Raw genomic sequence first — 26,296 nt, forward strand, 5'->3', positions numbered from 1 at the left:
CGGGTAAAGGGGGCGATCACCGATATCGCGGCAAGTAGACTTACCATCAGGAAACGACCGATCCGCGACTTCGGCGCATCGCTTTGCTCGTCCTGGTTTTCAGGTGTTTGTAGTGCGTTTGCGTGTATCTGTCGCCATATTGGATCGATGTTACCGACCGAAGAGGAATTCGATCAGCATCTTCGTGAAATACTCCCAAACCATCAAAGCAGTGTACGGTGCCAATTGTTCGAGTGCAAGTATCAACGATTCCAACCCAGCAATGAGCGGATTTATTCCCGCTTTCCACCAAGACCGGTTTTCCAATTAATGCGGTAATGGTTGTTTCCCACGATTCGATGTTTAACCGCTGAACGAATCGGTCAGGTTTTAACCAAAAGCCTTCTTTTCGCATCAACGCTTCAGTGTATTTGTGAGATGGCGTATCGCACGTGCGACTCGTTATGTCTTTTTTTCGAATGAAGACGTAGCCGTCTAATTGAAAGTCGACTTCTCGGTGAAGGCAAATTAATTGCTCAGACTCATTGACGATGACGCCATAGAGCCTGCGAGGATCAATTCTCTTTCGTTCAATCGTGACAAGCATGGTATTTGAAGGACGCTTTACGTCACCCAGTCGCGGCAAGTAACATCTCTAAAAGTCAAGGCACCCGACCCGCGACTTTGGTGCACGTGATTGTTCTGTCGACCTCCCTCGCCGATTCCGTCAGATCGTGAGTGAAGTTCTCATTCATGTAGATTCGATCTGGGGGGAGTTCCCTACAGAGTATATCCGCAATTTGCTGCAATTGTTTGCCAGTAAATACAAGGTCGTCACCTATTATCCTTTGTTTTCCTTGAGAGTCTGTCCAGAGGATATGTCTTTCATCGAAATCAACAAAAACACGGCTTGCGTCATCGAAAAGAAGACAGCACGTGTCGGATGCACGTTCAACGCTTCCAAAAGAGAGAGAAGACTCACTTAACTCAACGAACCGCGTGGTTGGCCACAAAATTTTTCTGAGGCTATTCAGAAACGCCAAACATGCAAGCGATGCCATGAATCCACACATTAGGAGCGAGATGATACCATCCATCTTCATCAGAAAGTAAAAAGCAATCACGACGACGGCGAACCCTGCCAGTGCGATAGCCCCTGTCACTTCCGCAATGTCGTTTGTCTGACGCTCGAATCGCAACAATCCTCACTCCTCAGACAGAACGGAAACCATAACTGAGTAGCCGCTAAAAAAGTTTCTAAAGTCGAGCGCGGGCGACCGGCCGCTTCGGTGCATGCTTTTATTATCGGACGTTGTGAAGCTTTCGGAACAGAGACAGCATTGTATCATATTCATCCGTTGTGAAAACATATGGCCCAAGACCGGGAAACCAATCCACTCGGGTCCCAACATCAGTCTGGCTATGGCTGCAATCCAAGCCAAATCGATTCCAAGTGACATATTCTTCGTCTCTAGATATAGACGCGACAATTACAGTGCAATTGAAATCCAGATCGTCTGGGCAAATCAAAATTGGACAATTTTGCGTCTGTCCGATTTCGGGCTTTATTCGGTCCCATGTCAATTTGCGTTCTAATGCGGATTCCATCCAGTTCAGGAGCGACGGGACAAAACCGTCGAAGTCATCATTCCCCGTATGAGTTGCTATCAAAGCATCGAGTGGTATAGAGTCCAATTCGATGATCAGATGCTCGTTGAGTGCGAAATTAGAGCGGCTCAATGTCGCGCGAATCGTATTCATTAGCACCTGTGTCCGATAGCCTGTAAATATCCCGGCTTCGTCACCGGGTAAGTAGTTATTGTCGGGTGTTATCCCAAGGAAGTCAACGATTTTGATTCCTTTCCCGGTTTGAACGAAATGAGTCGGTGGGGGATAGACTGTATCGGGGGATTCCTAGCCCAAAAAGGTAGGGCTGTACCGAGGCCATCATGGACCACACAGAGAGATTTTAGGATGGGTAAGAAAATTTGTGGTAAGAAGATTCAAGTATGCCGCCGCAACCATCTTAACATAATCTTCCTACCATCCATCTTCTGACAGATTTGAGTGGTGTTACCCACAAATGGAACTCTCGGTAGAGTTGCGAATCAGCCTGCGCATATCGCGAAACTGACGGCGCGGGTTTGGGAACTCGAATGACAACTTGCCAAGGCAAAGAAGTAATCGTCCAAGGCCTAAGGCCGTGAACGCTTACTGTAAAAGTACGCTCAACACCCCCGATGGAAAAAACCACCGAGGTTCAAGTGCAAGAAGGGTGGCTTCGAGAGCAGTCTGGCAATTCATAACGAGGGCGCACGGATGGGAGAAATTCTGACGCAATATCTACGGCTATTTATGTTCTGCCTCGAATCCGTATGTGCGTGCAAACCATTCCGCAAAACGTTCAGACCGTTTTGTGGAGCGATCAGGATGAGAGCGGTCAACATGATGTCCAATTTCATGTACGAGAACATCCCATAGATAGAACCTGCGAATTGATTCGTCAGTAAATGTATAGACCCACTTTCCTTCGACATGGGTCATCTTAACGCCTGCTCTCTGGTACGCGTGGATCTCGGCAGGTTTATGGAGTTCTGGCGACGCCCAGAGTCGACGGCATTCAGGGAACGCAAAGAGCGTGATGGAACAGTAATCGTAGCATCCGTAGCACCACTTCGGATTCCACGCAGACTTTACTTGCCGACTTGTGCCTCCGAGCAAAGCGATTCGGCGAAGTCCGATTAGCATTTCTTGCGGAACGATCGCGAGCATACGCTTCACATCGTCACAATCGAACGGTCGAACGAATTTGTTGTGAAGCGGGAGCATCAGCAATTGAATTTTGCTGCCGTCTGGAAGATCGTAGCTGGATACTGGTCGTGCGCGACTCAGCGAATTCATTTCGGATTGCTGCGGGTCGTACCTTGACCAGTTGGTGTATTTCGAGGCCGAGTACATATTGGATCGACCCGCACTCGGTTTAGCATGTCGATTCATACGCGTCTCTACGCTATGGTAATTGGAGATTCAAAAAAGGAAAACTTGGACCAAACCATGACAAAAGTAACAATAGCCGATGAGATTGTCGAGCGAATCCGCAACAGCAACGGCCCAACCGAGTTAGTCGATTCACAGGGGCAAACCGTCGGCATCTTGCACCGACCGCCCACCGACACAGAAATTGAGCGAGCACGTAGCCGAGCATCCAAAGTCGGTAAACGGCTCTCGTGGGCTCAAGTGTCGGCGAAGGTCAGGGAGGGGATTGCCGAGTGATTTATGACGTCGAGTCGGTGGTCGTTGAAGTAGCCGATTTTCGAATTGTTTAAGGGGTACGAACGACTGAAATCACGCGGTTTCGGCCGAGTGAGTCACCATTAGTAAACGCGTTTCCCGGAATTCGCGTGCATTTACTTGTTGGTCCGTTTTCAATGCGTACTGGACATCTGGCGGAAGATAGATCCAAACAGATCTTTTCGTTGAGTACGACCACTCTAGCGTAAAGGCTGCTAGCGCAATCGTCGCTGAGCCCGATTGCCGTCGCAATGTGCGTTGTCCCCAACCGGTCCGCCTAGATTTGTATTGAATGAAGCAATTGAGAGTACCGCCATCGACCAAGGTCCCATTGATCGTTTTCCATCGAAAAGCGGCACTTTCACGATTCAACCAATAGCTCGCCCGCAGGGTTTCGAGGACGCAGAAGGTTCCGTTCGGACTTCTAAGAACCAAAAAGTCATTGCGTTTCAATTCAACGACGGTTTGATCGTCTCCAGAGGTATTGAATGTTGGAGTGAAATCCACCACGGGCTTCTCGCACTTGCACCGGTTTAGCCAGTCCAACATTAATTTGTGACCCAGCACGAGACGCAAATTTGAAAGGACGAACTTGTAATCATCCCGGTTTCGCCACCGGAGAGTCGTCATTGTCGGTCATTGTCTCGGGAAAGTCAACGATTCTGCCCCAGGTGGCCGCAATCCGGGATAAGAATTATCGGGGCGCTTATCCCGGTTTGAACGACATGAGTCGTGGGATAGAGGAAAGATGCCGCAGGCTTGCCCTGCGGAGCTTCACGTTTCTCGCTAAGTAATGACTCGCCCAACGCCCCCCTCATCCCGATTCACCGATCCTGCCGCGGGGCTTCGTGAACACGGGCTTATATGTTGGCTATCTGCTGGCCCGCAATGAAGTGAAGAGAAACCATCAGGCGCGACGCACGCTCTCCCCCGACTATCCGACGCAACATCTAAGCCTGTTTATGTTCTGCCTGTTCTTCGAGCTGAGTTACCATTCATTCAGGTCTATCCCTTCACATCCGTCCTCGATGGCACGCGACATTGCGTCAAGATCAGATTTGTCAATCACGCCAGCGAATCTCAGAAGGTCGGCTCCTCGAACGCCGTGGATGGCGGAGGTTTCTAGCGTTAGCGCAAACTCCAACACTTGACGTTGCCTATCAACAGGCAATTTTTCCAGGCAGTTGGAAAGCTCGGTTTGGATCGTTGCATCAACCATCAATTCGACTCCGCTAACTTAAGTGGCCGAAACGTTCATCCGCTGCGCTTGCCCTGTTTGTGGCAGAACATGTAACTATCCCAGTTTCATCACCGAGTAAGCACTTATTGTCGGGTGTTATCCCAAGGAAGTCAACGATTTTGAGTCCTTTGGCCGCAAACCGGTATAAGAATTGTCGGGGCACTTATCCCGGTTTGAACGACATGGGTCGTTGGGGGCCGTTCGAACCATCCGGCGATGGCAACAATCGGGCCGAATTATGATCTTCCACGATGTGTTTCGGAGACGATCAGTCGGATACATGGTACACCCGTTTGACGTGCGTCCATAGTATCGGCGAAACATCATTGGGGGCGTCAGTAATCAGTTGCATTAGGCATTCATCTGGATCACGACCAGTCAGTAACGAGATCGAACCGGCAGCGATGCTCGGCGCTCGACTCATGCCTGCACTGCAGGCAACCAATGTTGGTGTTTGTTGGCGAATCAAGGACGCAATTGTGCGAATCGCCAAAATGATCAAGGCATCACTATTGCCATCGCCGTCATTTAGCGGAAAACGACAGTAAACGAATTCCCGACCGAGTTGGGCCGGAGGCTCATTGATTGCAAGATCCACTACCGCGCGGATACCGTTGTCATACAGCAACCGAAGATCGCGAGCGTCAAACGCATTGCCGATGTATAGTAAATTAGAATGTGCAACGCGGATCAATCAAACGACTCGATGGTCAGGAGTATTTTTGAGTGGATGAACGATCACGATCACACCACCCGACCTAAAGGTGTGGCGAGCAGGAAACGGCAGCCCGAGGGCTGGGGTGGATCGGGTCGTTATCCGGCTTTATATGGTCATTGCATACTGGCGAATAGGGCAAGTATTGCAACGGCAGCCAAAGACGCAGTCGCTGTCCATCCCGCTCGGGTGACCATCTGCGGCAATGACACTAAGAGTGCTGGTATCAGACCAATAGCGGTGTAAACGGCAAATACCTTTGATAGGTCGATAAACATTGAGGGAGGAATCATAATCGGCCACGACCAAAATGTTAAAACGCCAATTGCGGTAATTCCAAGCAGAGCAACTAGAATCGTTGGCGAATACCGGAACGAATGTTTTCGGGTGATAACATGTGAAACGCAGGAGGCAATCGCAAGGCCAGCTGATACGATCAGTGCCATAAAGTGCGCTTGGTCATGGAGCGAATAAAGTCGGAAATGCCCTTGCCACACAAACGATTGGAGTAAAACGATCACGAAGAGTGATGTGAAAAACGTAGAAAATCCCAGTCGAACGAGCTGCAAGTTTGGTAGCCTCGATCGCAAGTCAGACTCAAGGATAGTTGGTGCAGTATATGGAATCAAAGTTATGTCATGCGTCATGGTCATTCCTATCGGTAACGCTAACGATCATCCCGCCCCAGCGGTTGACTCAATGCAAGTCACAACGGCCGATCGAGGGATTGGTTGCAATTCATTGTTCGTCTATTCTAACACGATTAGGGGCCATCGACAAAGTGTGAAACCAAAACCTCACCAGTTGCCTTCCCACCATCAAGAAGAATGGCGACCGACCAGACTCGCCCCATCAGAAAGCCAGCGTTATTGGTGCGATTACATCGTACAAAATCAATAGCTTCTCGCGGAGGTTCTTTCTCGGACCAGGATTTCATCGCGACAAATGAAGCGTTCCTTTCGATAGTGCATTGGAATCCTTCGATCTTCAGTGCTGACTCGACTTCCTCGATTGTCATACCAGGGCGAATCAACGCACCAATCTCAGTCTGCATTCTATCCGGTGCATCAATTTTTCTTGTCTTGGTGGTTGCGCACCCGAGTACCATCAGGACTAGTAGTAGCACAATTTGCTTCCAGTTCCCTATCGTCACGCACCAGTCCTTTCAGTCGGCAAACGGACGAATTCAGCCAGTGCGAGCAGGAGCCCCAACGAAAATCGCGATGGTTGCCCGAGCACTTGGCTGTAATTCATTGTTCTGGCGCGGTTTCGGCGTGACGGTTTTCAGTCTCAAGGAATACGATCCAAGCCTCTCGATTTTCATGTTCACACCATACCATGAATACCGTGGGAGTTGGCTGTGTAGGCTCTTCGGAGGACCAGTATAGGTGCTTTGGACAATCGTGTGCAAGTAGCTTCTTGAAGAAGCTTGATCGTTCGGGCGATTTTCCTAACAAGTTCGTCATCACAAATTCAATCTTTGAGATCACACCCAATTCGACCAGTCGACGCATATGGTATGCATGTGCGGGACCGGCCTCTGTGACATCAATATAAGCCAGTCCATTCATGTCTACAGTTGTAGGGCCGTTTGTCACGTAGTCATTTAGGGTGTCAAAGCGCCAACGATGAAACATGATCACGGCTGGACGAACCGTCAGAACCGTAGCCGTCAGCATGACACTTGCGATCAGAAGTAAAGAGATCGTACGTTTGCTCATAAAACTCGAAAGCCAGAACTTGCAATTATCCCAGTTTCTTCACCGGGTAAGTCGTTATTGTCGGACGTTATCCCGGGGAAGTCAACGATTTTGAGTCCTTTGGCCGCAAACAGGGATAACAATCATCGGTGCAATTATCCCGGTTTGAACGAAATGAGTCGTGGGATAGAGGAAAGATGCCGCAGGCTCACCCTGCGGAGCTTCACGTTTCTCGCTAAGTAATGACTCGCCCAACATTCCCCACGTCAAGCGTGGGGCATTTCCAGAAAATGGATTAATGAGCTGAACAGCTACCTATCGCAATAGTTACCCAATCGAATCCATTGCAATAAAGCTCGTCGCTGGCCCGTGTTAAGATCGACGCCCAACTTTTGATTTCACTACACCTGTTCGAAGCAAGTGTCTCAACGCTTCGCCAGGCAGTGCATAATCTTGTCGAGGCGTCTCTTGTTTTCTTGTTGAAGCAAGGAGGGATAGGCGTTGGGGATCATCATCGCGAGCCCAAAAATGAGGCTAATGTTATAGCTCTGATATACGGCAAAGGCCGCCACGAACAGGAAGCCGATCCAATGGCTGATCTCTGCAATGGTCATTTGGAGGCGGAGCAAATCCAAGTCGATGTGCTTTAGCGTGAAATCTAGAATGGACCATATCGGACCAGAAATGCAAAAACCCCAGGGGTTCCGGGGTTTTGCTGCATTCTCTAGAAAAACAAAGCGGAGAGGACAGGATTCGAACCTGCGGTAAGGAGTTAACCCTACGCCGAATTAGCAATCCGGTGCTTTAGACCACTCAGCCACCTCTCCAATTGTGTAAGCTATTGTGCCGAATCCGTTTTTCTTCGCAAGCTCGGTTGGACCATTTTTCTCAACTCGGACTGCACAACTCCCGCCAACCAAACCCTCTCGCTATGACAATGCACAACTTTCTCACCTTCCTAACACTCCTCGCAACCCTTATTTCTGGCCTACCCGGACCCTCCTGCGGGCAATCTCCCTTGTCCGGAAATCCGCCGGCCCCCTCTTCCCCTGGTGCGCCGCAGCCACCAAACGTGGTCTTTATCATTTCTGATGATCAAGCGTGGACGGATTATGGCTTTATGGGGCACCCGACAATCCAAACTCCTCATATCGATCGCCTGGCGAGCCAAAGCGCTGTGTTTCGCAACGCTTATGTTCCCACTGCACTCTGCCGCCCTTCGCTGGCGACCATCATTTCCGGAAAATACCCGCACCAACACCGCATCACAGGCAATGATCCGGCACCGGAATTGGCACCGAACGACCCGGCCAAGTACAAAGCGTTGCAATCGCGGCTCATCGGATTCATCGACGAACAGCCGCTACTCCCGAAACTACTGGCCGCCAAGGGTTACCGGTCGTTTCAATCCGGCAAGTGGTGGGAAGGGAGCTTCTCGCGAGGCGGGTTCACCCACGGAATGACCAAGGGATTCCCGGAGCCGGGCGGGCGGCACGGGGATGCGGGCTTGGACATCGGCAGAAAAGGACTCGAGCCCATCTTTGAGTTCCTAGATGCCTCCCAACAAGCAAGCGAACCATTCTTTCTGTGGTATGCCCCGTTCTTACCTCACTCTCCGCACAACCCGCCCGAGCGACTTCTCAGCAAATACCTAGCCGACGCACCATCGATCCATCACGCTCGCTACTTTGCCATGTGCGAATGGTTCGATGAAACCATTGGTCAGCTTATATCGCATCTAGAGGCGAACCAATTGATGGAGAACACGATTATTGTCTACACAGGTGATAACGGTTGGTTGCAATCGGCCAATTCTCCGAACTATGCTCTCCGCTCCAAGCAGTCCGCCTACGATGGTGGGGTGCGACAACCGACGTTGATTCGCTGGGATGGTGTGATACAGCCTCGCGATTATCCCGAGCTGGCCAGTACTATCGATCTCTTGCCGACGATTGCTAGCGCGACGGGTTGCAAATTGCCTGAGGGTCTGCCCGGTTTAGATCTATTGCCATTGATTCGAGATCAACAGCCGTGGACTCGCGATGCGATCTTTGGAGAAGGCTTTGCGCACGATGTGTATGATCTCGACGATCCCAGCAAATCGCTACTATACAGATGGGTTCGCAAGAACAACTGGAAACTGATCTTAACCACCAACGTGCCTCTCGGTCGTTACTCGGAAAGTCATCTGCGGGCGGAGCTTAGGCCGCAATTGTTCGACCTCGAAGCGGATCCGTTTGAGGAAAACAACCTCGCATCGAAGCATCCGGATATGGTGGCTGAGCTGGTGAGGGCGCTGGATGATTGCTGGAGATTGCCACCGACGGGTGTGGTGGTCGAATGGAACGATAAGCAGGATTGATAAACTTAACGGTATCAAGTCCTTTTATATCGTCCCCGAGAGTGGTATTCTCATGGCATGAGTATCTCTCAAGAACCCAGGGCAGCCCAAACAACGCCCACGACAGCAGCTTCTGCCAAGCCGACCTTGGCAGCTAGATTTTCACGCGCTTATGGTGCGCAGTTGCTGTGGCGGGATCTCAAGCTGAGAGATCGATTGGCCATCTTGTCGAAGCTGCGCGAGTTATTGGTGCGTGATCGATTGATGTTGGCACAGGCGATCCAGATACCCAATCGCCAGAGCTATGCTGAAACGGTTTCCGCCGAGCTGATGCCGTTGGCTGATTCGGTTCGCTGGTTATGCCGTCGAGCTCGGTACGTTTTGAGAACGCGTTATACGCAGCGACGCCACACACCTCTTTGGTTAGGGTGGCTCGAGTCGAGCATCGTACGCGTACCGCATGGACTCGTTCTGATTATAGGTGCGGGGAACTATCCGCTCTATCTGATGGGGGTTCAGGCACTGCAAGCTCTCGCGGCAGGCAACGCGGTTGCTATAAAGCCCGCCCCGGGAGCAGAGTTGGTCACCGAACGATTTGTCGAACTGCTCATCGAAGCTGGCGTGCCGAGGGAGTTGTGCGTGATCCTGGACAGCTCCATCGAGTCCGGACAGGCAGCGATCGAGGCCGGGGTCGATAAGGTCGTCTTGACCGGGAGCAGCCGATCTGGCCGGAACGTGCTCAAGCAGCTCGCCGATTGTTTGACACCAGCCACGATGGAACTGAGTGGTTGCGATGCCATGTATGTTCTGCCCGGTGCCGATCTGCATCGCGTTTGCGATACGTTGGTTTTTACGTTGCGACTCAACGGAGGGGCGTCCTGTTTGGCACCCAGGCGAATTTTCTTGCCCGAAAAGACGTACGAAGTCTTTCATCGGTTGCTTGCACAGCGACTCACATTGGACAGTCAGAAAGCGTGGCGAACCCAGATCCCCAAAACCGTTTTTGAGAAACTGAAGGCTGGAGTCAAGGAGGCCGTGCAATCGGGTGCTCGCGTGTTTGAGAGCCCGCATGCGAACATCGTCTTGACCACGACTCAGACCGACCTTTCGAATGACTCGTGCAAGCAGGCGTCGAACACGTTTCCCAACGCGACGGTTCCCAACGCGACGGTTCCCAACGCGACGGTTCCCAACGTGACGGTTCCCAACGCGACGGTTTCGATCGGGCATCTCGTTTTGACTGATATGCGGCCGTCGATGAGTTTGTGCTCGGCGGATATTTTTGCTCCGCTAGCCATGATTGTTCCGGTGGCTGACTGGGCTGAGGCGCTTCAATTTGACTCGATGTGTCCGTATGCGTTGACCGCGTCTGTTTATGGTCCGGTTGAAGATGCTTTGCGAATGACCAAATTCATTTCGGCGGGCTCGATCATTATTAATGATACGTTGGTTCCCACCGCAGACCCGCAGTTGCCGTTTGGTGGGCGAGGGGAGAGCGGTTATGGCGTCACGCGCGGCGATGAAGGATTGCTCGGGATGACTGTGCCAAAAGTAATCACGCTAAGGCGAGGCCGTTGGTTGCCCCATTTGCAGCCCCCGTCTCCCGCAGATGAATCCCTTCTAGACGGATTGCTACAATTCAACCACGGTGGTAGCCTGCTCAAGCGGTTACGAGGTCTCAAGCAGACGATTCAAGCGGCCATGGCTTCGAGGAAGAAGCCTCAAAAGTAGGCAAAAGACTCAAAAAAGGAAACGATGGAATATGATTGGGCAAGCATCGCGAACATTGCAAGTTGGAGTCGTCGGCGGTGGTCTAGCGGGGCTAGCGGCAGCGTGCACTTTGGCAGCTCGTGGGCACAAAGTAACCCTGTTTGAAAAGAACGCTTGGGTCGGCGGGAAAGCTGCCGTTCACGAACAAGATGGCTACCGATTCGATATGGGACCGACCATTTTGACGCTGCCCTCCGTGTTGAAACGGATCTTCAATGAAGCGGGCAAAAAGATCGAAGACTACATGGATCTGGTGCCGCTCGATCCGCAATGGCGATGCTTTTTTGAGGATGGTGGCGTGCTGGATCTCGTGGCGAACATCAAGGCCATGAAAGAGAACCTCGACAAGTTCTCCAGCAATCCCAATGCTGGTGCTGGATACGAGCGGTTCATGCAGATCTCCAAGCAGTTGCACAGCGTCTCGGACAAGTTCTTCTTCTGGCGTAGCGTCGGTGGTATCGCAGATACGATGGAGGTCGGCGGGGCCTTTTCGGCATCTGTGCTCAAGGATGTGTTGAGCCTCCGCATGGGGCGTTCGGTGGCGGGGCTCGTTCGTTCGTGTGTGCCTGACGAGCGTGCCGCACAGATGATCGATCACTTTACTCAGTACGTCGGCTCGTCACCGGAAGCATCGCCGGCAGTGCTTTGCGGGATCGCACATATGCAAACAGAGGAAGGCGTATGGTATCCCATCGGTGGGACGCGAGCGGTACCGGTGGCTCTCGAGAAGTTAGCTCGCGAGCTCGGAGTCGAGATTCATACCGAGACCGACGTCGCATCGATTCTGAACAATGGGAAGCGAGTCACGGGGCTAACCACGACCAGTGGTCAGAGCTTTACGTTTGATGCCCTCGTTTCCAATTGCGATTCTGTTCGGACACACCGAGAGCTATTGAATGGATCTGAGACCCAGAAGAAATTCGACAAACGCCGCAAGTATGAGCCAGCGTGTTCCGGGGTAGTGCTCTATCTGGGGCTCAACAAGAAATATGATCACGTCCTGCACCACAACTTTGTTTTTTCCAAGGATCCGCACGAAGAGTTTGACTACATCTATCGACAAGGCAAACCGGCGCCGGATCCGACCGCTTACGTTTGTGCACCGTCGATCAGTGAACCAGCGGTTGCACCGCCTGGAGGAGAGGCACTTTATATTTTGGTGCATACGCCGTACTTGCGACCTGATCACGACTGGTCCAAGATGTTGCCCGAATATCGCGAAGTGATTCTCGACAAGCTCGAGCGAACAGGTGGCATGAAGGGGATTCGGGACCGGATTGTTTGCGAGTCCTCGTTGACACCGGAGGGGATCCACAAGCGGTATCGCGTTCTCAACGGTGCGATTTACGGACTGGCTAGCCATGGTAAGTACCTGGGTGCGTTCAAGCCTGCCAACAGATCCAAGGATCTTAAAGGATTGTATCTAGCTGGTGGTGCAGCCCACCCCGGACCTGGCATGCCGATGGTGCTTATGAGTGGTTGGATCGCGGGGGACACGGTGGATATCGACACGCAAGCCGGCAAGCTGGAGATGGCATCGGTTTAGGGGAAGTGGATTTGCCATAGGATGATGGTATAATGAAATGTCAGATGTATCCAAGATGCAATCTACATCTCTAATGTTTGCGGAGCGAGTCCAATGGATAAGCAAGTGCTCGATAATGCGATAGCCGAAGGTCCGATCAGAATCACTATGAATAATGGTGAGATATTTGATATTTTGGATCCCAAGACCGTTCTTGTAGATGCTACCACTGCCTACGTTTTGCGTCGGGCAGAAGATGGTAAATTGCGAGCGGTCTGGCTTGCACTTGTTTGCATGTGCAAAATTGAGCGACTTCTATCCAAACCGCTCGAAGCCCCCTGATACAAATGTTGACCTGCGATTTCGATGGTTGCGGTACGCAATGTTTTGGTGGGATTTAGTAGGGTAAATTCGAGTAGATGGAATCGGACAAGCAACGGTTCAGTGAACTTGGGAAACAGGAGATTGAGGATATGCTATTAGGACAATTACCTGATTTGCGTGATACCCAAGCCGGCAAGGAACTCATTGCCATTGGTATCAAGGAAGGCATCAAGGAAGGCATTAGGGAAGGCATCGAGGAGGGGCTTGAAAAAGGAACCTTGATAGGGACGATCCGCACTTGCCGAAGTGTATTGGGAATAGAGGCGATGGAGGAAGCGAGCTTGATTTCGAAGTCGATTGCCGAATTAAAGGAGTTGGCAGGAGAGCTTCAGGAGCAAGTTCGTAATCGTTTTGGCTCGAATTAGTCATTGTGAAAGCTTGGAGAGAAAATTGGTAATCAACCCCTGGGGTTAGCGAGTTACAGTAGGTTGAGCGATTTCTCTAGCGGATTTAATGAGTGATCTGGGCGGGGCCATCTAGCGACCGTGTTACAAATCTCGTGTCTTCTTTTTGATGTCGCGTAATCAAACTGATTACAGCGTTGAGTTGCCATTCAGGTCGCGATGGATACAAGCTTACAAGAAAAGCGTGAGAGTCTTGAATCTTTTGCGTTTGCGTGCATTTGGCACGGCCTTTGTTACTCCTTGAATACAGTCCAGAGGAATTCACCTGGACCGTATCGGGGATTCTTGGAGGTAAAGGAACTAGCGAAATGAAAACGCACATTAAAACTTTTAGGTGGTTTGCAATGGCACTGAGCTGCGTCGCCGTCGGGTTCGCGGGATTGGCACACGCGAGCAACCCATGGTCGAGCGAGGTCGGTGAGGCGCGAAACGTTCAGCGAACCGCGACGGAAATCACTCGCAGGTTGAATGATCAACATCCTTTTAGCCCCGCGGCAGACGTCGCAAGAATACTCGATCAGCAGTCCGCTCAATTGTTGAGGGTGATTCGTGATGGAGCCTCATGGAATCGGGTGGTGCTGTCATTGAATCAAACCAAGGCTGTGTACTGTAACTTGACTACGGTGGTCAGCATCGACGGAGGGACACGAAACGACCGAAGCTTGCAGAGGTCTATCGAAGCATACGATCGACGTTTCAATCGCTTGGAAGCCGCACTGATACGAAGGTACGGAAAGCTGGCACCGCCGATTTGGTCTCCCGTTCATCGACCGCCGGTTTTGGTACCTACCGTTCCAGTTCCTCCCTTTCACAGGGCACCGGTCGGTCGACCACCGGTTTACCAAATCAGTGCGCCGCACTTTGGAGTGCAACAGTTCGGGGCACAACAGTTTGGAACGCAACAGTTAGTCAATCCACAGTTCCATGGCGAAGCATTTCCCATCCACGGGGTTCAAAATCGATCCGCAGGCCGACAAGTTTTGTCGATCGTTTTAAACGAATTAGCCAATCGGCTGTGAAGGGGTATCGAGGTTGTTGTGAAGAATGAAACAAGCGTCGTTAATCCACATGGCACAGTCCAAACGGGCTGTGCCAATCCAAAGGGCCCGGTTATCGTTTAGGCAGTTCTCTGTTCAGCTGAACTAGGTTTGGTGGCTCATTCTCAAACGTTTCCAAAACGTCTGCATCCGAGTCAGGTCCCTTCTCTTCTTGCTGCGGTCTTCTGGTGGCGATGTCACGGGTAATGTTTCCGAAAATGATCAAAGAAACGCCCATCAAGAACCTTACAAAATAGGTTTCCACATTACGCTCAAAGCCCCGTTCGCTTCCCCAGTAGATGTAAACGGAAACGAAGATCGAAGCAACCAGGACAATTCCCGTGACCATCATGACCAAGCCTGCTATGTAACTCGTTTGCGGCTGATTCGTGCTTGTTCTATTCATGATACTGCATTGCTCGCCTTACATCCGTTCCACTGTCCCGATTCCCAGCAGTCCTAATCCTCGCTGCAAGACGCGGCCGGTTAGTTCTGCTAGCTTCAACCGGGATAGCTTTTTCTCTTCGCTATCGGCTTTGAGAACGGGACATTGATCGAAGAACGTGCCAAAGATCTTCGCGGTATCAAACAGGTACTCCGTGATTGCATTCGGTAGAAAATCATTCATTGAAAACTGCAAGGTGTCCTCGAATCGAGCGATCTGAATGGCTAGTGCCCGTTCAGCGGGAGCCTCGATCAGGATAGGAGCCGTTGACCACGCGGACTCAGCAATGCCTGCTTCGGTGGCTCGTCTTAAAATGCTTCGCGTACGAGCATAGGAGTATTGCACGTAAGCGGACGTGTTCCCCTCCAACGCGACCATCTTGTCCATATCGAATACATAGTCGCTAGTGCGGTTATGGGATAGATCGGCATATTTGATTGCTCCGATCCCGATCACTTCTGCGATATTTCGTTTCTCGGATTCGGTTAGTTCGAGACCAGCCGACTGCAAGCGATTTGGATTGCAAACGACAGCCCAAGCGCGATCGATGGCTTCGTCGAGCAAGGACTCCAAGCCTATATTGTCCCCGGCACGTGTTTTAAAGGGTTTGCCATCTTTTCCCATCACCGTACCGAAACTGATATGACGGTAGTCGGTGTGGGTTAAACCGAGTTTGGCTAAAACAGCAAAGAGTTTTTGAAAGTGCTCGCTTTGCCGATGATCGACCACATACAAACACACGTCAGGACCAAACTCTCGCTCCCGAAACAGGGCGGTCGCAATATCAGTTGTGGAATAAAGAAACGCGCCGTCTTGCTTTTGCACAATCATCGGCGCATCGAACTGTTCTAAAAATACGCAGATCGCCCCTTCGCTTTGAGTCGCAAGCGATTGGTTTAGCAATTCCTCGATCACGGCGGGTAGCATGTCGTGATAGAAGCTTTCGCCGTACTCGTGGTCAAAGGTGACTGAAAGCCGTTTGTAGATGGCGTGAATCTCTTCCTTGCACGCAGGTAGAAACTGCTCCCAAAGAGCTACATTCTCTTTATCACCTCGGTGGAGCTTAGCTGTTTCCTTGAGGACTAAGGAGTCTAGGTTCGGATGGTCCGTGCACCACTGATGAAGCTGGGAATCGGCAGCGACTGCCGAGATCAGTTCCGACGCTTGTTCGTGCTCATCCTTTAGGTTCTTCAGTGCTATGGCTGCAGAGTTGGCCTCTTTCGCAAGCTTTTTATCCTTGGGGTTCTCCGAAGCTTTCTGCTGGATCGCCACAATCCGTGTGGCGGCGGTTTCGATGCCTTTCTCTCGAGTCGCGATGCCGCCAGTCGCTTTTTGGTACGAGATGATTCTCTGAACGATCCGATACAGGCGGCCCAATTCTTTGACAGGTGCTGCCGCGAAGGCTTGTTCGTCGCGAAAATGCTTGTACCCGTAGATGATCATGCCAAATTGCGTACCCCAGTCACCCAGGTGATTATCGGTGATAACCGAGTGTCCGAGGAACTGCAATGTCTTAGAAATTGCATCGCCGATGACCGTCGAGCGAATGTGCCCGACGTGCATTGGTTTGGCCACATTCGGAGAAGAAAAGTCTACGACGTAAGTCTTGGGTGCAGCGGTTTGCTCGACACCTTGGCGTTCGGATTCATAGGCAGTCTGCATCAAGTTTACGAGGAACGCATTCGAGAGCCGCAGGTTTACGTAGCCTGGGCCAGCGATAGCGACTTCTTGACAAAAATCATCGACTCGGATGCCATCGACGATTTCCTGTGCGATGGCCAAAGGTGGTTTGCCGACCAGCTTTTGAAGCGGCATGGCCACGTTCGCTTGGTAGTCCGCTAGATTCGCATCCTTGGAGGGAACGATACGTTCGAGCGCAGTTTGCAACTCTTGCGGATCGGTCAGCCATTGGCTAAGTACTTCGGTGAATCTGGCCCGAATGGAATTTAATAATTGCATGAAAGGATCTATTCGTCGCGTTGAAATACATCTGCGCGAGAACGCAGTTGATAAAAAAGAGCTCGCTTTTGCTCGGGTAACGAGTATTCGAACCCGAGTTTTAGGAGAAATGCATCGGAGGAGCTGATCGCCATCACCTCGATAATTTCTTTTTGTTTGGCAAGCTCCAAGCAGGCTTGTACAAGGGCGCTACCGATTCCTTTGCCTTGGTGCTCGTCCGAAACGGCCAAGCATTGGATCTCGCTCATTTTTTCTGAGTAGATCTCGACCGAAGCAAATCCGATGATTCTTGATTGGGAGGCAGACTCGCTAGCGTTCAGTTCAGCCACAAAACCCGTAGCCATCAGCAGCAGGATTTCAGAGCGATTCCTTTGCAGTAGCTTCTTCTGCTGGAAAAAGGTGGAGAGGAATTCGGCTATTTGCTCTTGCTCGTCGAACCGTGCCCGTCGAATCTTGTAGCCGGGCAACTCCTTTAGTTTGGGCGCCTGTGGTGTGGTTTCCCGGCTACTGGTTTCCGAAATCGTAATTACAGACTCCGTGTCCGACAGATCCTCGACTTCGTAAAACAAGGCTCGCTTCTGTTCAGGGAGTGAGTAATCGAACCCAAGATCTCGAAAGAAATGGTCGGAGGAGCTGATCGCCATGACCTCCATCACACCCTTGGCACGCGCTAGTTCAACGCAGCCACTTACCAGTTCGCGTTCAATCTGTTGGCCCGAGAATTCCGGGGCGACGGCGAGGCACTGAATCTCTCCCAGTTTCTTGGAGTAGATTTCGACCGAAGCGAAGCCAATGATTTCCGATTTTTTTGCGTCCGAAGCCGTGGCTTGTTCCTCACAGGCGGGAACCTCCTGTTCGAGCGTTTCCGCTACGAAACCGGTAGCCATCAGCAGGAGGATCTCGGAGGGTGAACGCTCCAGAAGCTTCTTCGCCTGGAAGAAAGGAACGAGCAACTCATAGATCTCGTCTTGATCATCGTAATGAGCGCGACGCACTCGGTAGCCCTTTTCAGGGCCACTGTCGGGGGGGGCGGCGGCCCCGAGCGAATGGCTTGGGGGGTGGAGATCAGAGTGCGACAAAGGAGTAAGCTCGACAAACGGTGGTTCGATTTTCTTTGGTATCGTACCCCGAGAGGTCGATCGTCACAACCGACGGGGATTCCCCTAAGTTAGCGGCGAACTGCTGCTGGTCGCTGTTCAGCAACTTGCTCCTGGGGAACATAGCCCATAAAGGCTAGCAGATCCCTAATTTCGGTTGGCGTCAGATCATCCAAAAGACCAGAAGGCATCGCGGAAACCCGGCTTGGCAAGATCTCCTCGATTTCGTCCTCACGGATTTGCACCTCTCGATCTTGATTGATTCGCAAGGTGATACCGCCAGGTGATTTAACTAATATGCCGGTGTAGGTTTGTCCGCTGGTGGTCAGGACCTTTTTCGAAGCATATTGGTCGCTAATCACGTGAGATGGGAAGAGTGTTGACTCCAGGAACTCGGTGCGTGTGAATCGCCTCGCAGCACTTGTCAGATCGGGGCCGAAACCAGAGCCTAGGTTCTCCATCTTGTGGCATGCGGCGCACTGGGCAGTTGCAAAAATGCGAGCTCCGTTGTCTCGCGATCCGAATTTGCCTTGCTCGCCATCGAGGAATTGTTCTAGGAATTCGATCGACCAACGTGGGCGTTCGGTTTCATGAGGCAGAACGGCGGGCTGGTTATCTGGATATCGCAATTCGTACCAGCGTTGCCAAGCGCTCATGGGAGTCGCCTTGGGGTCGGAGGATTCACGCATGGTTTCCCCGGTCCAGTATTCGAGCAGCTTGATAGCTGGGGCTGGATTCATCCCATTCTCAACGAGTCGACATCCCTGCAGGATCGCTTGTCGGATTGCCTCGGCGTCTTCGGTTGCGACATCGATTTTCCGCAAGGCGGCACACACGTCGGGGATGGCAAACGGTTCGAGGATTCCCAAGCTGCGAACCAGGTAGTCCCAGTTTTCTTCTTGTGGATTTTGTGCAAACGCCAGCGCGATCGCAGCACGCCGGTCTGGGCTCTTTCGCCAACGCGAGCGCAGGTATTCGCCAGCTTCCGGATCATTTTGTCCGGAAAGGATTGCAGTGATGCCGGTCTTTAGCCGTTTGAACACATCGGGCTCCAAGCCGCCGCGATCGATGGCGGAGTCGAGCTTGATAAGCTGCTGGACAGTATCAGAATCCAGCTCATCGGGTAACCTCATCAGCGCAGCTAAGGCGGCGTTCGGATATTCCTCGCCGAGAGACAAGATGCGAATGGACTCCTCCTCCGTGAGCAGTTCGGACAGTTCGTTGGAAGTGTTCATCACGTAGAGATGATAGGATCCACCGCCACGTTCCTTCTGGGCAGACTCCAGGAATTGCAAGCAGGCCATGCGCTCCTTGGAGGTCCAATCGTGCGGCATGTGTGAAAGATGCATCGCGATCAGAACTCGTTCGGGCATCGAAGTGTCCGTTTGGAGATACCTGATAACCTCGGCTACCAAATCCGTTTTGAGGTGTGCCGCGATGCGGATGAGTTCCGCGTTGATAAGCGAATTGCCTGCAGGGAACTCTGAGGAGACCAACTGGCTCCACTCAGACGCTTGCTCGGCATCGGGAGTAACCAGGTGCATCGTTACTTGCGCGACGCGGAGCAAGTCGACGAAATCGGCGTCGCTCACGAAGTCCGCGGTCAAACGAGCTAGCGAATCCAACACTGCTGTCGCATTTTCGCGATTGGGAGATTGGGTAATCAAGGTCAGTGCGGATTGGATCACCAGGCGATTCGAAGGGCTTGCCAGGAAATCATCCTTCCAGGCATCCTCGGGAATCATGGCGAGCACACGCCGGGCCAGGAATCGCTCTTCACGATCTTCACTTTGCAAAGGTTTGAGCAGCGAAGCAGGATCGCAAACCACGCCAATGCGGAGCATGGACTCACAAGCGATCTTACGTACGGTGGGCGAGGAATCCTCAAGAAGTTTGACCAGTCGCTCGGCAATTTCTGTTTCCGCGTGCAGTCCCATCAGTCGAGCGCATTTGGTTCGCACGGCCTCGTTGGTTGTGTGGCTGAGTTCGATCAGTATTTCTGGAGTTGGGGTTGGTCCCAGGAGTTGCATCAAATCGAGAGCCTGAAGTCGATACTTTGCAGGGTTTTCGTTGCTGTAGGCAACACCGGCGACTAGCTCGCCCCATTCGCTACCAAGTTCTTTTTTCGAGAGCGCGGCTGCTTGGCGACCAAACGCAGAGTTGATCTGTGGCAATCGGATTGCTTTGGTGATGCCTGTACCAAGTTGCTTGTTCTTATCAGGCACATCACCGGTCCATTCGACGCGGTAAATGCCACCGTCGGTACCTCGTCCGCCAGTACAGAAATAGAGCCAGCCATCGTTGCCCACCTCGATGTCGGTTACATTCATCGGAGTGCCGACGACGAAGTCCTCAAGCTTGGGGGCTGCTTTTCCATTAGGATCCAACGTGCAGGCGATGATCCGCCCCTCAGACCAGTCGGCTAAAAATAGCGTTCGCTGGTATGCCGATGGAAACATGAAGTGATTGTAAAAGATCATTCCGGTTGGCGAACCGCGCCCAGAGGTGGTCAACGCTGGCAAGCGGTCTAAGTAGTACTCTGGCCAATTTGCCCAACCGCTTCGCCATCCGTACTCGCCACCCTCCACGACGCGAAAGAGAGAAGTCCGACGATGCCACACCGAGCCTTGATCGGCTTCCATATCGCTGTCGTGAACATAGAGAGATCCGTCGGGGTGAAACGCTAAGTCGTAGGCGTTACGCAGGCCGCCTGCCACGATCGACGCTTTCGCGCTTGCTAAGTCGTATCGAACAATGGTTCCGCCTGGGGCCTTGACATCGACAGCGTGTCCGCCTGGATCTTCTTGCCGGGGCTGCACCAAATCTCCTTCGTAGGGTTTAGGATAGGTGTAGTCGTCGTTCCACGGCTGATCGAGCTGTGAATGGTTGCCTACGACTATGTAAAGATTCCCATCTGGTCCGAAGGCGATCTGGTGTGGGCCGTGCTCTCCCGGAGTTCCCCGGAATTTGAGCAGCAGCGTTGCCTTCTCGATTTGGCCGTTTCGGTCCCTATCTTCGAGCCGATACAGTCCAGCACCTTGTTCCCCGTCACCGGTGACGTAGACGTCGCCGTTCAGAGGCAATATGCCCTGCACGTTGCTGACCAAATCACAATAGGTGCGCACGGTGTCTAGCTTGCCATTCTTTTTGGAATCGTACAGGAGCAGCAGCGGGCCACCTTCCTGCGAAGCGATGATATGGCCGAATTCGTTGAACGCCATCGATATCATCGATCCAACCTGTTTTGGCGAAAAAACCTCTCGAACAACGAAGCCAGGTTTGGTGGTAAAACGCTCGCGGGGCGGAGACCCTTTAGTGGAGTCGTAGTCGGCGAGCGTGGCTTTCACCGGGGCGGCTTTCAGTCTGTCCAAGGGGGAAGAGTTGCTGTTTGCAAAAGGTTCTTTGGCATTCCGGCCCGTCTCCATCGCCAGATCCGGCGGAGGTGCATCATCTCCGCGTTTCGCAACCACCGGTGAGCTGAAACCTTCAACCTCAGAGATCGCCTGCGGCCAAGCGGAATCGTCAAAGGCAGGAAGCTGCCAATTGGGGCGAGCGGAAGTTGTCGCTTTCCATTCCGAATCGCTGATAACTATGCGCCATTTCGCATCAACCGGTTTAAAAAAGAAGCCGACTTCGAGGAAAGGGTTGTTGTTAGATCGATTGGTCGCACGAATCGCTAGGACATTTTTACCTGGGCGAACGGCGGCGGAAACATCGATTCGCTCCATCACACCAGCCTTACGACCCATCGCTAGACGCTGACCGTTTAGGAAAACCTCGCAAAATTCTGATGCCCGGAACTCGATTTGAGCTTTCTCTGTTCGAGGTAGCTCCATGATTCGACGAAAATAAGCATCACCTGCCGTTTCGTTCTGATCGTCGGCCCAAATCAGCTCTCGTTCGGTTTTGCCCTTGGATGCAGGATTACTTGGGCCAGCGTTATTGCTTGGGTTAGCAGGGGGGCGTGGAGGTGCTGCGCGATTGCTGGACGAGGCTATTCCCTTCTGAGCAAACAGGCTTGGGGACTGAACGACCACACAAATCGAACTGCACAGGGCAAGTAAAACCGATAACAGGTGCCGATTTGGTTGGGATAGTTCTGACCTCACCATTTTCTCCATCCTTGGATACATGTGGTTCTCGCTTAATTCTCAACCCACATAAATAAGAAAAACTTGCTTGTGAAGGCAAGGTCGGTTTTCCACTGACGGAAATTGCCGTTGGCAAGCGTCACCAGTACGGGCTCGAAAGTACGGGCTCGACAAGCTTGGAGAGTCTGTTACACTCATTGATCTACCATCTAGAGACCGCGTCCGGCATTTCTGCTCGGAAGTGGCTCTCGCGAGGGGGAAGCGCGAATCGGGTCAGGACTTAAGTGGAGCAGCCATAAGCGTCATACTCTTGTGCGAGGGCCTCTTCCGCGCAGAAAAAATTCAGCTTGAGTTTGCCCTGCGGAGACGGATGCAATCGCTTGGGGGGGAATCTCCCTCCAAGAGGAAAGTCCGGGCACCACAGAGCAGGGTGGTCGATAACGTCGACCGGTCGTAAGACTAGGGAAAGTGCAACAGAAAGCAAACCGCTAGATTCTTCTAGTAAGGGTGAAACGGTGGGGTAAGAGCCCACCAGAACGGGTGGTGACATCCGTTGCTTGGCAAACCCCACCCGGTGCAAGGCTAAACAGAGTGTTGGATTAGCTTGCTATTCCAAGTGCTGGCTCGGCATGATTCACTCGGGTAGGCCGCTCGACAAACAGAGCAATCTGTTTGCTAGATAAATGATTGCAGCGTGCAAATGCAACAGAACCCGGCTTACAAGTCTCCGTGGGGCAAACTGAAGCAGTCCGGTTGCGTTGCGACCGATCCGGGATCCGACTTAGTAGCCGCCAGCCGAGGTTGATGGCGTTGCTGCTTGTATTGGTGGCAAGCCCAGTCGCTCGCGTGCTTCACCCAGCATCTCGGCCGTTCGAGAGGCACCAACTCTTGTTACCCCCATCTTCCAAGCCTTGATCAAGTTGTCGCAATCCCGAATTCCTCCAGCTGCTTTGACTTGGACGGGCTTTTCGACATTATCAAGCATGAGCTGCAAGTCTTCAAATGTTGCTCCACCGGTTCCGTAGCCGGTGCTGGTTTTCACCCAATCGGCCCCTTCGTCACAACAAATTTTGCAAAGCTGAATCTTCTGTGCATCCTGAAGATAGCAGTTCTCGAAAATCACCTTAACTCTCCGTTGAGCAGCGTGAGCGAGCTTGGTGATTTGAGAAATTTCGGATTGTACTAGAGACCAATTCCCACTGAGAGCTGCGCTGATATTGACGACCATATCCAGCTCGAGACAGCCCTCTTCGATTAGCTGTTCGGCTTCGATTAGTTTGGTCTTGGTGTGGTTTGCTCCATGAGGGAAGCCAACGGTGCTGCTGGGGGCGACCGTTGTGCCCCGTAGCAATTCGACGCAACGCTTGTGGTAATGCGGCATAATGCAGATGCTTGCAACGTCGTAAGCGATTGCCAACTGGATGCCAGATTCGAGTTGTTCTGTGGTCAAAGTCGGGTTTAGCAGAGAATGATCGATCATTTTGGAAATATCGGAATATTGAAATTCAGCCATACTTTGCTCCGAGGAGTTGGGTTCAAGAAATTAAGAAATTACGAAATTACGAGCCTGTACCGCAGGTTTCGAGCGTGCAGTGATCGCAAAATAGTCCGCTCCAGGCATGAGATCTCGCCCTGTCGAGGCATCCTGCCCTGCACCACACTCGTCATCATCACCGGTGCGAGTAGAATGAACAAGTGGAAAAAGGTTGTTGCTCGAGGTGACGAGCTAGGCGTCGGAGCAGACGGAAATGCCGATCAAACGAATACGTGAAAAAGCCTGTTGCCTTTGCAAAGTGTCCAACGAAGTTCTCTATCGCGTGCGGATCGACACGTCGAGAGAGTGGGTTTTCGTATGCCCTACCTGTTTGGAACACTGCAAATCGAATAATCCTCACTATCAGTACGGAGGAACTTGGAAGAGCAAAAAACGCCACTGAACCGCTGGCGTTGTCGCGTGCCTAATGATCAGTCGTCATCGAACGTTTCCGCTCTGAGCAGTTGAATTCGATGGCGAAGCAGTTTTTCTGATGAGGAGATTGCTGGGGTCGAGGATGCTCTGAGGCCTCCTCGTCGCTATTTGTGAGGTAAGCTGCGTACGGGTTTTGGCTTCGCATATGGTTATAATAGCCGCAACGTAATACTTGCAGATCGATGTTCCGTGCTGTTCTGTGAAATTTTTGGCCCTAGAATGCAAGCCGGTTTCTGGATGTCCACGCAAACTCGTTACCAACCGAGTTCCTTGTACTGCCTCTAAGCTCAATCCAATTGGAAGACAAGTGATCGTTAAAATGACCAAGCTTACGTGCGGAGGAGACAAGTTTTGCTAGTTCCGATATTGGCTTTAGTGTTAGGTCTCGGTGCCCTAATTTGGGGAGCTGATCGATTCGTGATCGGTGCTGCATCGACTGCGCGATACTTTGGAATGCCAGCTCTGCTTATTGGAATGCTTATTGTCGGGTTTGGGACTTCTGCGCCAGAGTTGCTCGTTTCTGGAATCGCTTCTTACCAGGGAAATTCTGGTTTGGCTTTGGGGAATGCGTACGGCTCCAATATCGCCAACATTGCACTCATCTTAGGAGTAACCGCACTAATCAGTCCGATTGCGGTGAAATCTAGCGTGCTGCGGATCGAGTTGCCAATCCTTTCTCTAGTAACGTTGGGGGCGGTGTGGCAGATTTTGGACTTAAAAGTATCCAGAACTGATGCCATTGTCTTATTGCTTGTTTTTGCAGGTTGGGTGGGATGGTCGCTTTGGGCCAGCGTGAGAAGTCCCAAGGATGCGTTGGGTGAGGAGATTGAAGCGGAGCTTGCCGCCAAAGACCTACCGATCCGCAAGGCAGTCCTCTGGTTGATAGTGGGGCTGGTCGTCCTAACCGTTAGCTCACGCATTCTGGTTTGGGGAGCTGTTGAGATCGCTACTTCTTTGGGGGTAAGCGATTTGATTATCGGATTAACCATTTTGGCGATAGGAACCTCGCTGCCGGAACTGGCCTCCTCGGTCATGGCAACGAGGCGCGGAGAGCACGACATCGCCCTCGGCAATGTTCTTGGCTCAAACCTCTTTAACACACTTGCCGTGGTGGGCTTGGCCGGAGTCATCGGGGAAATACATTGTGATCGAACATTGTTGACGCGAGACGTCCCAGTGATGTTGGGACTCACATTCTTACTTTTCGTGTTTGGCTGCGGCTTTCGAGGACCTGGCCGCATCAATCGCTTTGAGGGCCTAATACTGCTAACGATTTTTATTGCTTACAATGGATACTTGGTTTGGAGCGAAATGCTCAACGGAGCGCCAGCAGTCGAAGCTGTATCGTTGATGGCTCATTAGATCGAGCCTATTGATTTCGCCACGTATCGCGCTGCCCTCATTCCTCTCGGAGTCTCAATCATGATGCGACTTGTGCTGGCTTGCGTATCCTGCGCAATGGTTTTTTCATTGTATGATTCGGTTCTTTTCGCAGAGAAGCCAGATGTAATTATTGATATCTGGCCGAGCGATCCACCGAGCGGATTACTCAAAGTTGACGACGAAATGGATTTCACCAAAGACTCGGACAAACTGATTGCTGGTCGTCGCATCATCAAGCTTGGGAATGTAAAAACTCCCCAGGCCCACGTGTTTTTACCACCTGCAAACTTACGGACTGGCGCCAGTGTTGTTATTTGCCCTGGCGGTGGATTTTCTATTTTGGCTTGGGACCTCGAAGGGACCGAGGTGGCTCACTGGCTTTGCAGTCACGGCATAGCAGCCATAGTGCTAAAATATCAAGTCCCGACTCGAACGCAGTCACCTGCTTGGTTAGCTCCTGCCCAGGATTTGCAACGAACAATGTCGATTGTGCGATCAAACGCCAAGGAGTGGCAACTCGATCCGCTGAAAGTCGGCGCCCTTGGATTTTCCGCTGGTGGTTCGACTGTCGTGCATGCTGCGTTTAGCCCGAATCGACTTTACAACCCGGTTGATCAGATGGACGAACAGGCTTTCGTTCCCAATCGTGTTATGCTTATCTACTCGGCCGGTCTTCCGGAAAGTAGCCAGCCCGACTCGCTTAAGGATTGGCAGGTTACTGAGGACAGTCCTCCGATTTTTATGGTCCACACGTTCGATGACTTTGTGCCCGTTCTCGGAACAACTCACCTATTTCAAATCGCCAAAAAAGCGGGAGTGAGCACCGAGCTGCATATCTTTGACGCGGGCGGTCACGGGTACGGACTACGCAACGATCCCGAGTTTCCGGTAAGCAAATGGCACCACCTGTGCAGCGATTGGCTAAAGCGAGCTGGTTGGATCGACCAGAACAATCTCCCCTGATAT

The 26,296-nt window shown here is 51.9% G+C and carries 25 protein-coding genes, 1 tRNA gene and 1 other RNA gene; 10 read left to right on the forward strand and 17 right to left on the reverse strand.

The genetic code is table 11. The annotated features are described in order from the left end of the window. Positions 1 to 46: 46 nt before the first annotated feature. The 4 genes from SH449x_RS26220 to SH449x_RS26235 form a co-directional block, all read right to left on the reverse strand. The gene (locus SH449x_RS26220; protein WP_482379039.1) at positions 47 to 586 is read right to left on the reverse strand and encodes a hypothetical protein; all 540 of its coding nucleotides are present in this window, start codon (positions 584 to 586) and stop codon (positions 47 to 49) included. A 55-nt stretch (positions 587 to 641) separates the two neighbouring features. Next, positions 642 to 1,181 (reverse strand): hypothetical protein, encoded by a 540-nt coding sequence (locus SH449x_RS26225; protein WP_482379040.1) that lies wholly within the window; start codon positions 1,179 to 1,181, stop codon positions 642 to 644. A gap of 100 nt (positions 1,182 to 1,281) precedes the next feature. Further along, positions 1,282 to 1,740: a hypothetical protein gene (locus SH449x_RS26230; protein WP_482379041.1), complete on the reverse strand. Its 459-nt coding sequence runs from the start codon at positions 1,738 to 1,740 to the stop codon at positions 1,282 to 1,284. A gap of 588 nt (positions 1,741 to 2,328) precedes the next feature. Beyond that, the gene (locus tag SH449x_RS26235) at positions 2,329 to 2,976 is read right to left on the reverse strand and encodes a hypothetical protein (RefSeq protein ID WP_482379042.1); all 648 of its coding nucleotides are present in this window, start codon (positions 2,974 to 2,976) and stop codon (positions 2,329 to 2,331) included. A 57-nt stretch (positions 2,977 to 3,033) separates the two neighbouring features. Here SH449x_RS26235 and SH449x_RS26240 point away from each other — a divergent pair, with 57 nt between their 5' ends. Continuing rightward, entirely contained in the window at positions 3,034 to 3,252 is a 219-nt protein-coding gene (locus SH449x_RS26240) for a hypothetical protein (RefSeq protein WP_482379043.1), read from the forward strand. A gap of 72 nt (positions 3,253 to 3,324) precedes the next feature. On the opposite strand, the gene SH449x_RS26245 is transcribed toward SH449x_RS26240, so the two are convergent. The 8 genes from SH449x_RS26245 to SH449x_RS26280 form a co-directional block, all read right to left on the reverse strand. Next, entirely contained in the window at positions 3,325 to 3,819 is a 495-nt protein-coding gene (locus tag SH449x_RS26245; RefSeq protein WP_482379044.1) for a hypothetical protein, read from the reverse strand. A gap of 439 nt (positions 3,820 to 4,258) precedes the next feature. Then, positions 4,259 to 4,489 carry a hypothetical protein gene (locus SH449x_RS26250; RefSeq protein WP_482379045.1) on the reverse strand — a complete coding sequence of 77 codons (231 nt, stop codon included), beginning with the start codon at positions 4,487 to 4,489 and terminating at the stop codon, positions 4,259 to 4,261. Positions 4,490 to 4,778: 289 nt separating this feature from the next. Beyond that, entirely contained in the window at positions 4,779 to 5,204 is a 426-nt protein-coding gene (locus tag SH449x_RS26255) for a dual specificity protein phosphatase family protein (RefSeq protein WP_482379046.1), read from the reverse strand. Between the two features lie 137 nt (positions 5,205 to 5,341). Continuing rightward, the gene (locus tag SH449x_RS26260; RefSeq protein WP_482379047.1) at positions 5,342 to 5,872 is read right to left on the reverse strand and encodes a hypothetical protein; all 531 of its coding nucleotides are present in this window, start codon (positions 5,870 to 5,872) and stop codon (positions 5,342 to 5,344) included. Positions 5,873 to 5,988: 116 nt separating this feature from the next. Further along, positions 5,989 to 6,351, reverse strand: coding sequence for a hypothetical protein (locus SH449x_RS26265; RefSeq protein WP_482379048.1), 363 nt, complete (start codon positions 6,349 to 6,351; stop codon positions 5,989 to 5,991). 124 nt (positions 6,352 to 6,475) lie between these two features. Continuing rightward, positions 6,476 to 6,946: a hypothetical protein gene (locus SH449x_RS26270; RefSeq protein ID WP_482379049.1), complete on the reverse strand. Its 471-nt coding sequence runs from the start codon at positions 6,944 to 6,946 to the stop codon at positions 6,476 to 6,478. A gap of 404 nt (positions 6,947 to 7,350) precedes the next feature. Further along, entirely contained in the window at positions 7,351 to 7,560 is a 210-nt protein-coding gene (locus SH449x_RS26275) for a glycosyl-4,4'-diaponeurosporenoate acyltransferase CrtO family protein (RefSeq protein ID WP_482379050.1), read from the reverse strand. Between the two features lie 103 nt (positions 7,561 to 7,663). Continuing rightward, a tRNA-Ser gene (locus tag SH449x_RS26280) sits at positions 7,664 to 7,752 on the reverse strand. Positions 7,753 to 7,943: 191 nt separating this feature from the next. Between SH449x_RS26280 and SH449x_RS26285 the strand changes: the two genes are divergently transcribed. The 6 genes from SH449x_RS26285 (at position 7,944) to SH449x_RS26310 (ending at position 14,368) form a co-directional block, all read left to right on the forward strand. After that, a complete protein-coding gene (locus tag SH449x_RS26285; protein ID WP_482379051.1) occupies positions 7,944 to 9,287 on the forward strand; it encodes a sulfatase-like hydrolase/transferase in 1,344 nt (447 codons plus the stop codon). A gap of 57 nt (positions 9,288 to 9,344) precedes the next feature. Beyond that, positions 9,345 to 10,997 carry an aldehyde dehydrogenase family protein gene (locus SH449x_RS26290; protein ID WP_482379052.1) on the forward strand — a complete coding sequence of 551 codons (1,653 nt, stop codon included), beginning with the start codon at positions 9,345 to 9,347 and terminating at the stop codon, positions 10,995 to 10,997. Positions 10,998 to 11,028: 31 nt separating this feature from the next. Then, positions 11,029 to 12,582: a phytoene desaturase family protein gene (locus SH449x_RS26295; protein ID WP_482379053.1), complete on the forward strand. Its 1,554-nt coding sequence runs from the start codon at positions 11,029 to 11,031 to the stop codon at positions 12,580 to 12,582. A gap of 93 nt (positions 12,583 to 12,675) precedes the next feature. Continuing rightward, a complete protein-coding gene (locus SH449x_RS26300) occupies positions 12,676 to 12,903 on the forward strand; it encodes a hypothetical protein (RefSeq protein ID WP_482379054.1) in 228 nt (75 codons plus the stop codon). Positions 12,904 to 13,034: 131 nt separating this feature from the next. Next, positions 13,035 to 13,310 carry a hypothetical protein gene (locus SH449x_RS26305; RefSeq protein WP_482379055.1) on the forward strand — a complete coding sequence of 92 codons (276 nt, stop codon included), beginning with the start codon at positions 13,035 to 13,037 and terminating at the stop codon, positions 13,308 to 13,310. Between the two features lie 383 nt (positions 13,311 to 13,693). Further along, a complete protein-coding gene (locus SH449x_RS26310) occupies positions 13,694 to 14,368 on the forward strand; it encodes a hypothetical protein (protein WP_482379056.1) in 675 nt (224 codons plus the stop codon). Between the two features lie 91 nt (positions 14,369 to 14,459). On the opposite strand, the gene SH449x_RS26315 is transcribed toward SH449x_RS26310, so the two are convergent. The 4 genes from SH449x_RS26315 to SH449x_RS26330 form a co-directional block, all read right to left on the reverse strand. Further along, positions 14,460 to 14,792, reverse strand: coding sequence for a hypothetical protein (locus SH449x_RS26315; protein ID WP_482379057.1), 333 nt, complete (start codon positions 14,790 to 14,792; stop codon positions 14,460 to 14,462). A gap of 18 nt (positions 14,793 to 14,810) precedes the next feature. Further along, entirely contained in the window at positions 14,811 to 16,790 is a 1,980-nt protein-coding gene (gene argS, locus SH449x_RS26320; RefSeq protein ID WP_482379058.1) for an arginine--tRNA ligase, read from the reverse strand. Positions 16,791 to 16,798: 8 nt separating this feature from the next. After that, entirely contained in the window at positions 16,799 to 17,869 is a 1,071-nt protein-coding gene (locus SH449x_RS26325) for a GNAT family N-acetyltransferase (RefSeq protein ID WP_482379059.1), read from the reverse strand. 89 nt (positions 17,870 to 17,958) lie between these two features. Beyond that, positions 17,959 to 21,999: a PQQ-dependent sugar dehydrogenase gene (locus SH449x_RS26330; protein WP_482379060.1), complete on the reverse strand. Its 4,041-nt coding sequence runs from the start codon at positions 21,997 to 21,999 to the stop codon at positions 17,959 to 17,961. A gap of 338 nt (positions 22,000 to 22,337) precedes the next feature. Here SH449x_RS26330 and rnpB point away from each other — a divergent pair. After that, an RNA gene (rnpB, locus tag SH449x_RS26335) (RNase P RNA component class A) lies at positions 22,338 to 22,714 on the forward strand. A 45-nt stretch (positions 22,715 to 22,759) separates the two neighbouring features. Here the strand turns inward: rnpB and deoC are convergent. Next, positions 22,760 to 23,491: a deoxyribose-phosphate aldolase gene (deoC, locus tag SH449x_RS26340; protein WP_482379061.1), complete on the reverse strand. Its 732-nt coding sequence runs from the start codon at positions 23,489 to 23,491 to the stop codon at positions 22,760 to 22,762. Positions 23,492 to 24,298: 807 nt separating this feature from the next. Here deoC and SH449x_RS26345 point away from each other — a divergent pair. Then, complete coding sequence (locus tag SH449x_RS26345) at positions 24,299 to 25,309, forward strand: calcium/sodium antiporter (RefSeq protein WP_482379062.1); 1,011 nt, start codon at positions 24,299 to 24,301, stop codon at positions 25,307 to 25,309. A 60-nt stretch (positions 25,310 to 25,369) separates the two neighbouring features. Continuing rightward, positions 25,370 to 26,293, forward strand: a complete 924-nt coding sequence (locus SH449x_RS26350; protein WP_482379063.1) for an alpha/beta hydrolase — start codon at positions 25,370 to 25,372, stop codon at positions 26,291 to 26,293. Positions 26,294 to 26,296 lie beyond the last annotated feature (3 nt).

Source organism: Brakhagea baltica (genome assembly GCF_052161605.1).
Lineage (GTDB): Bacteria > Planctomycetota > Planctomycetia > Pirellulales > Pirellulaceae > JBKCUI01.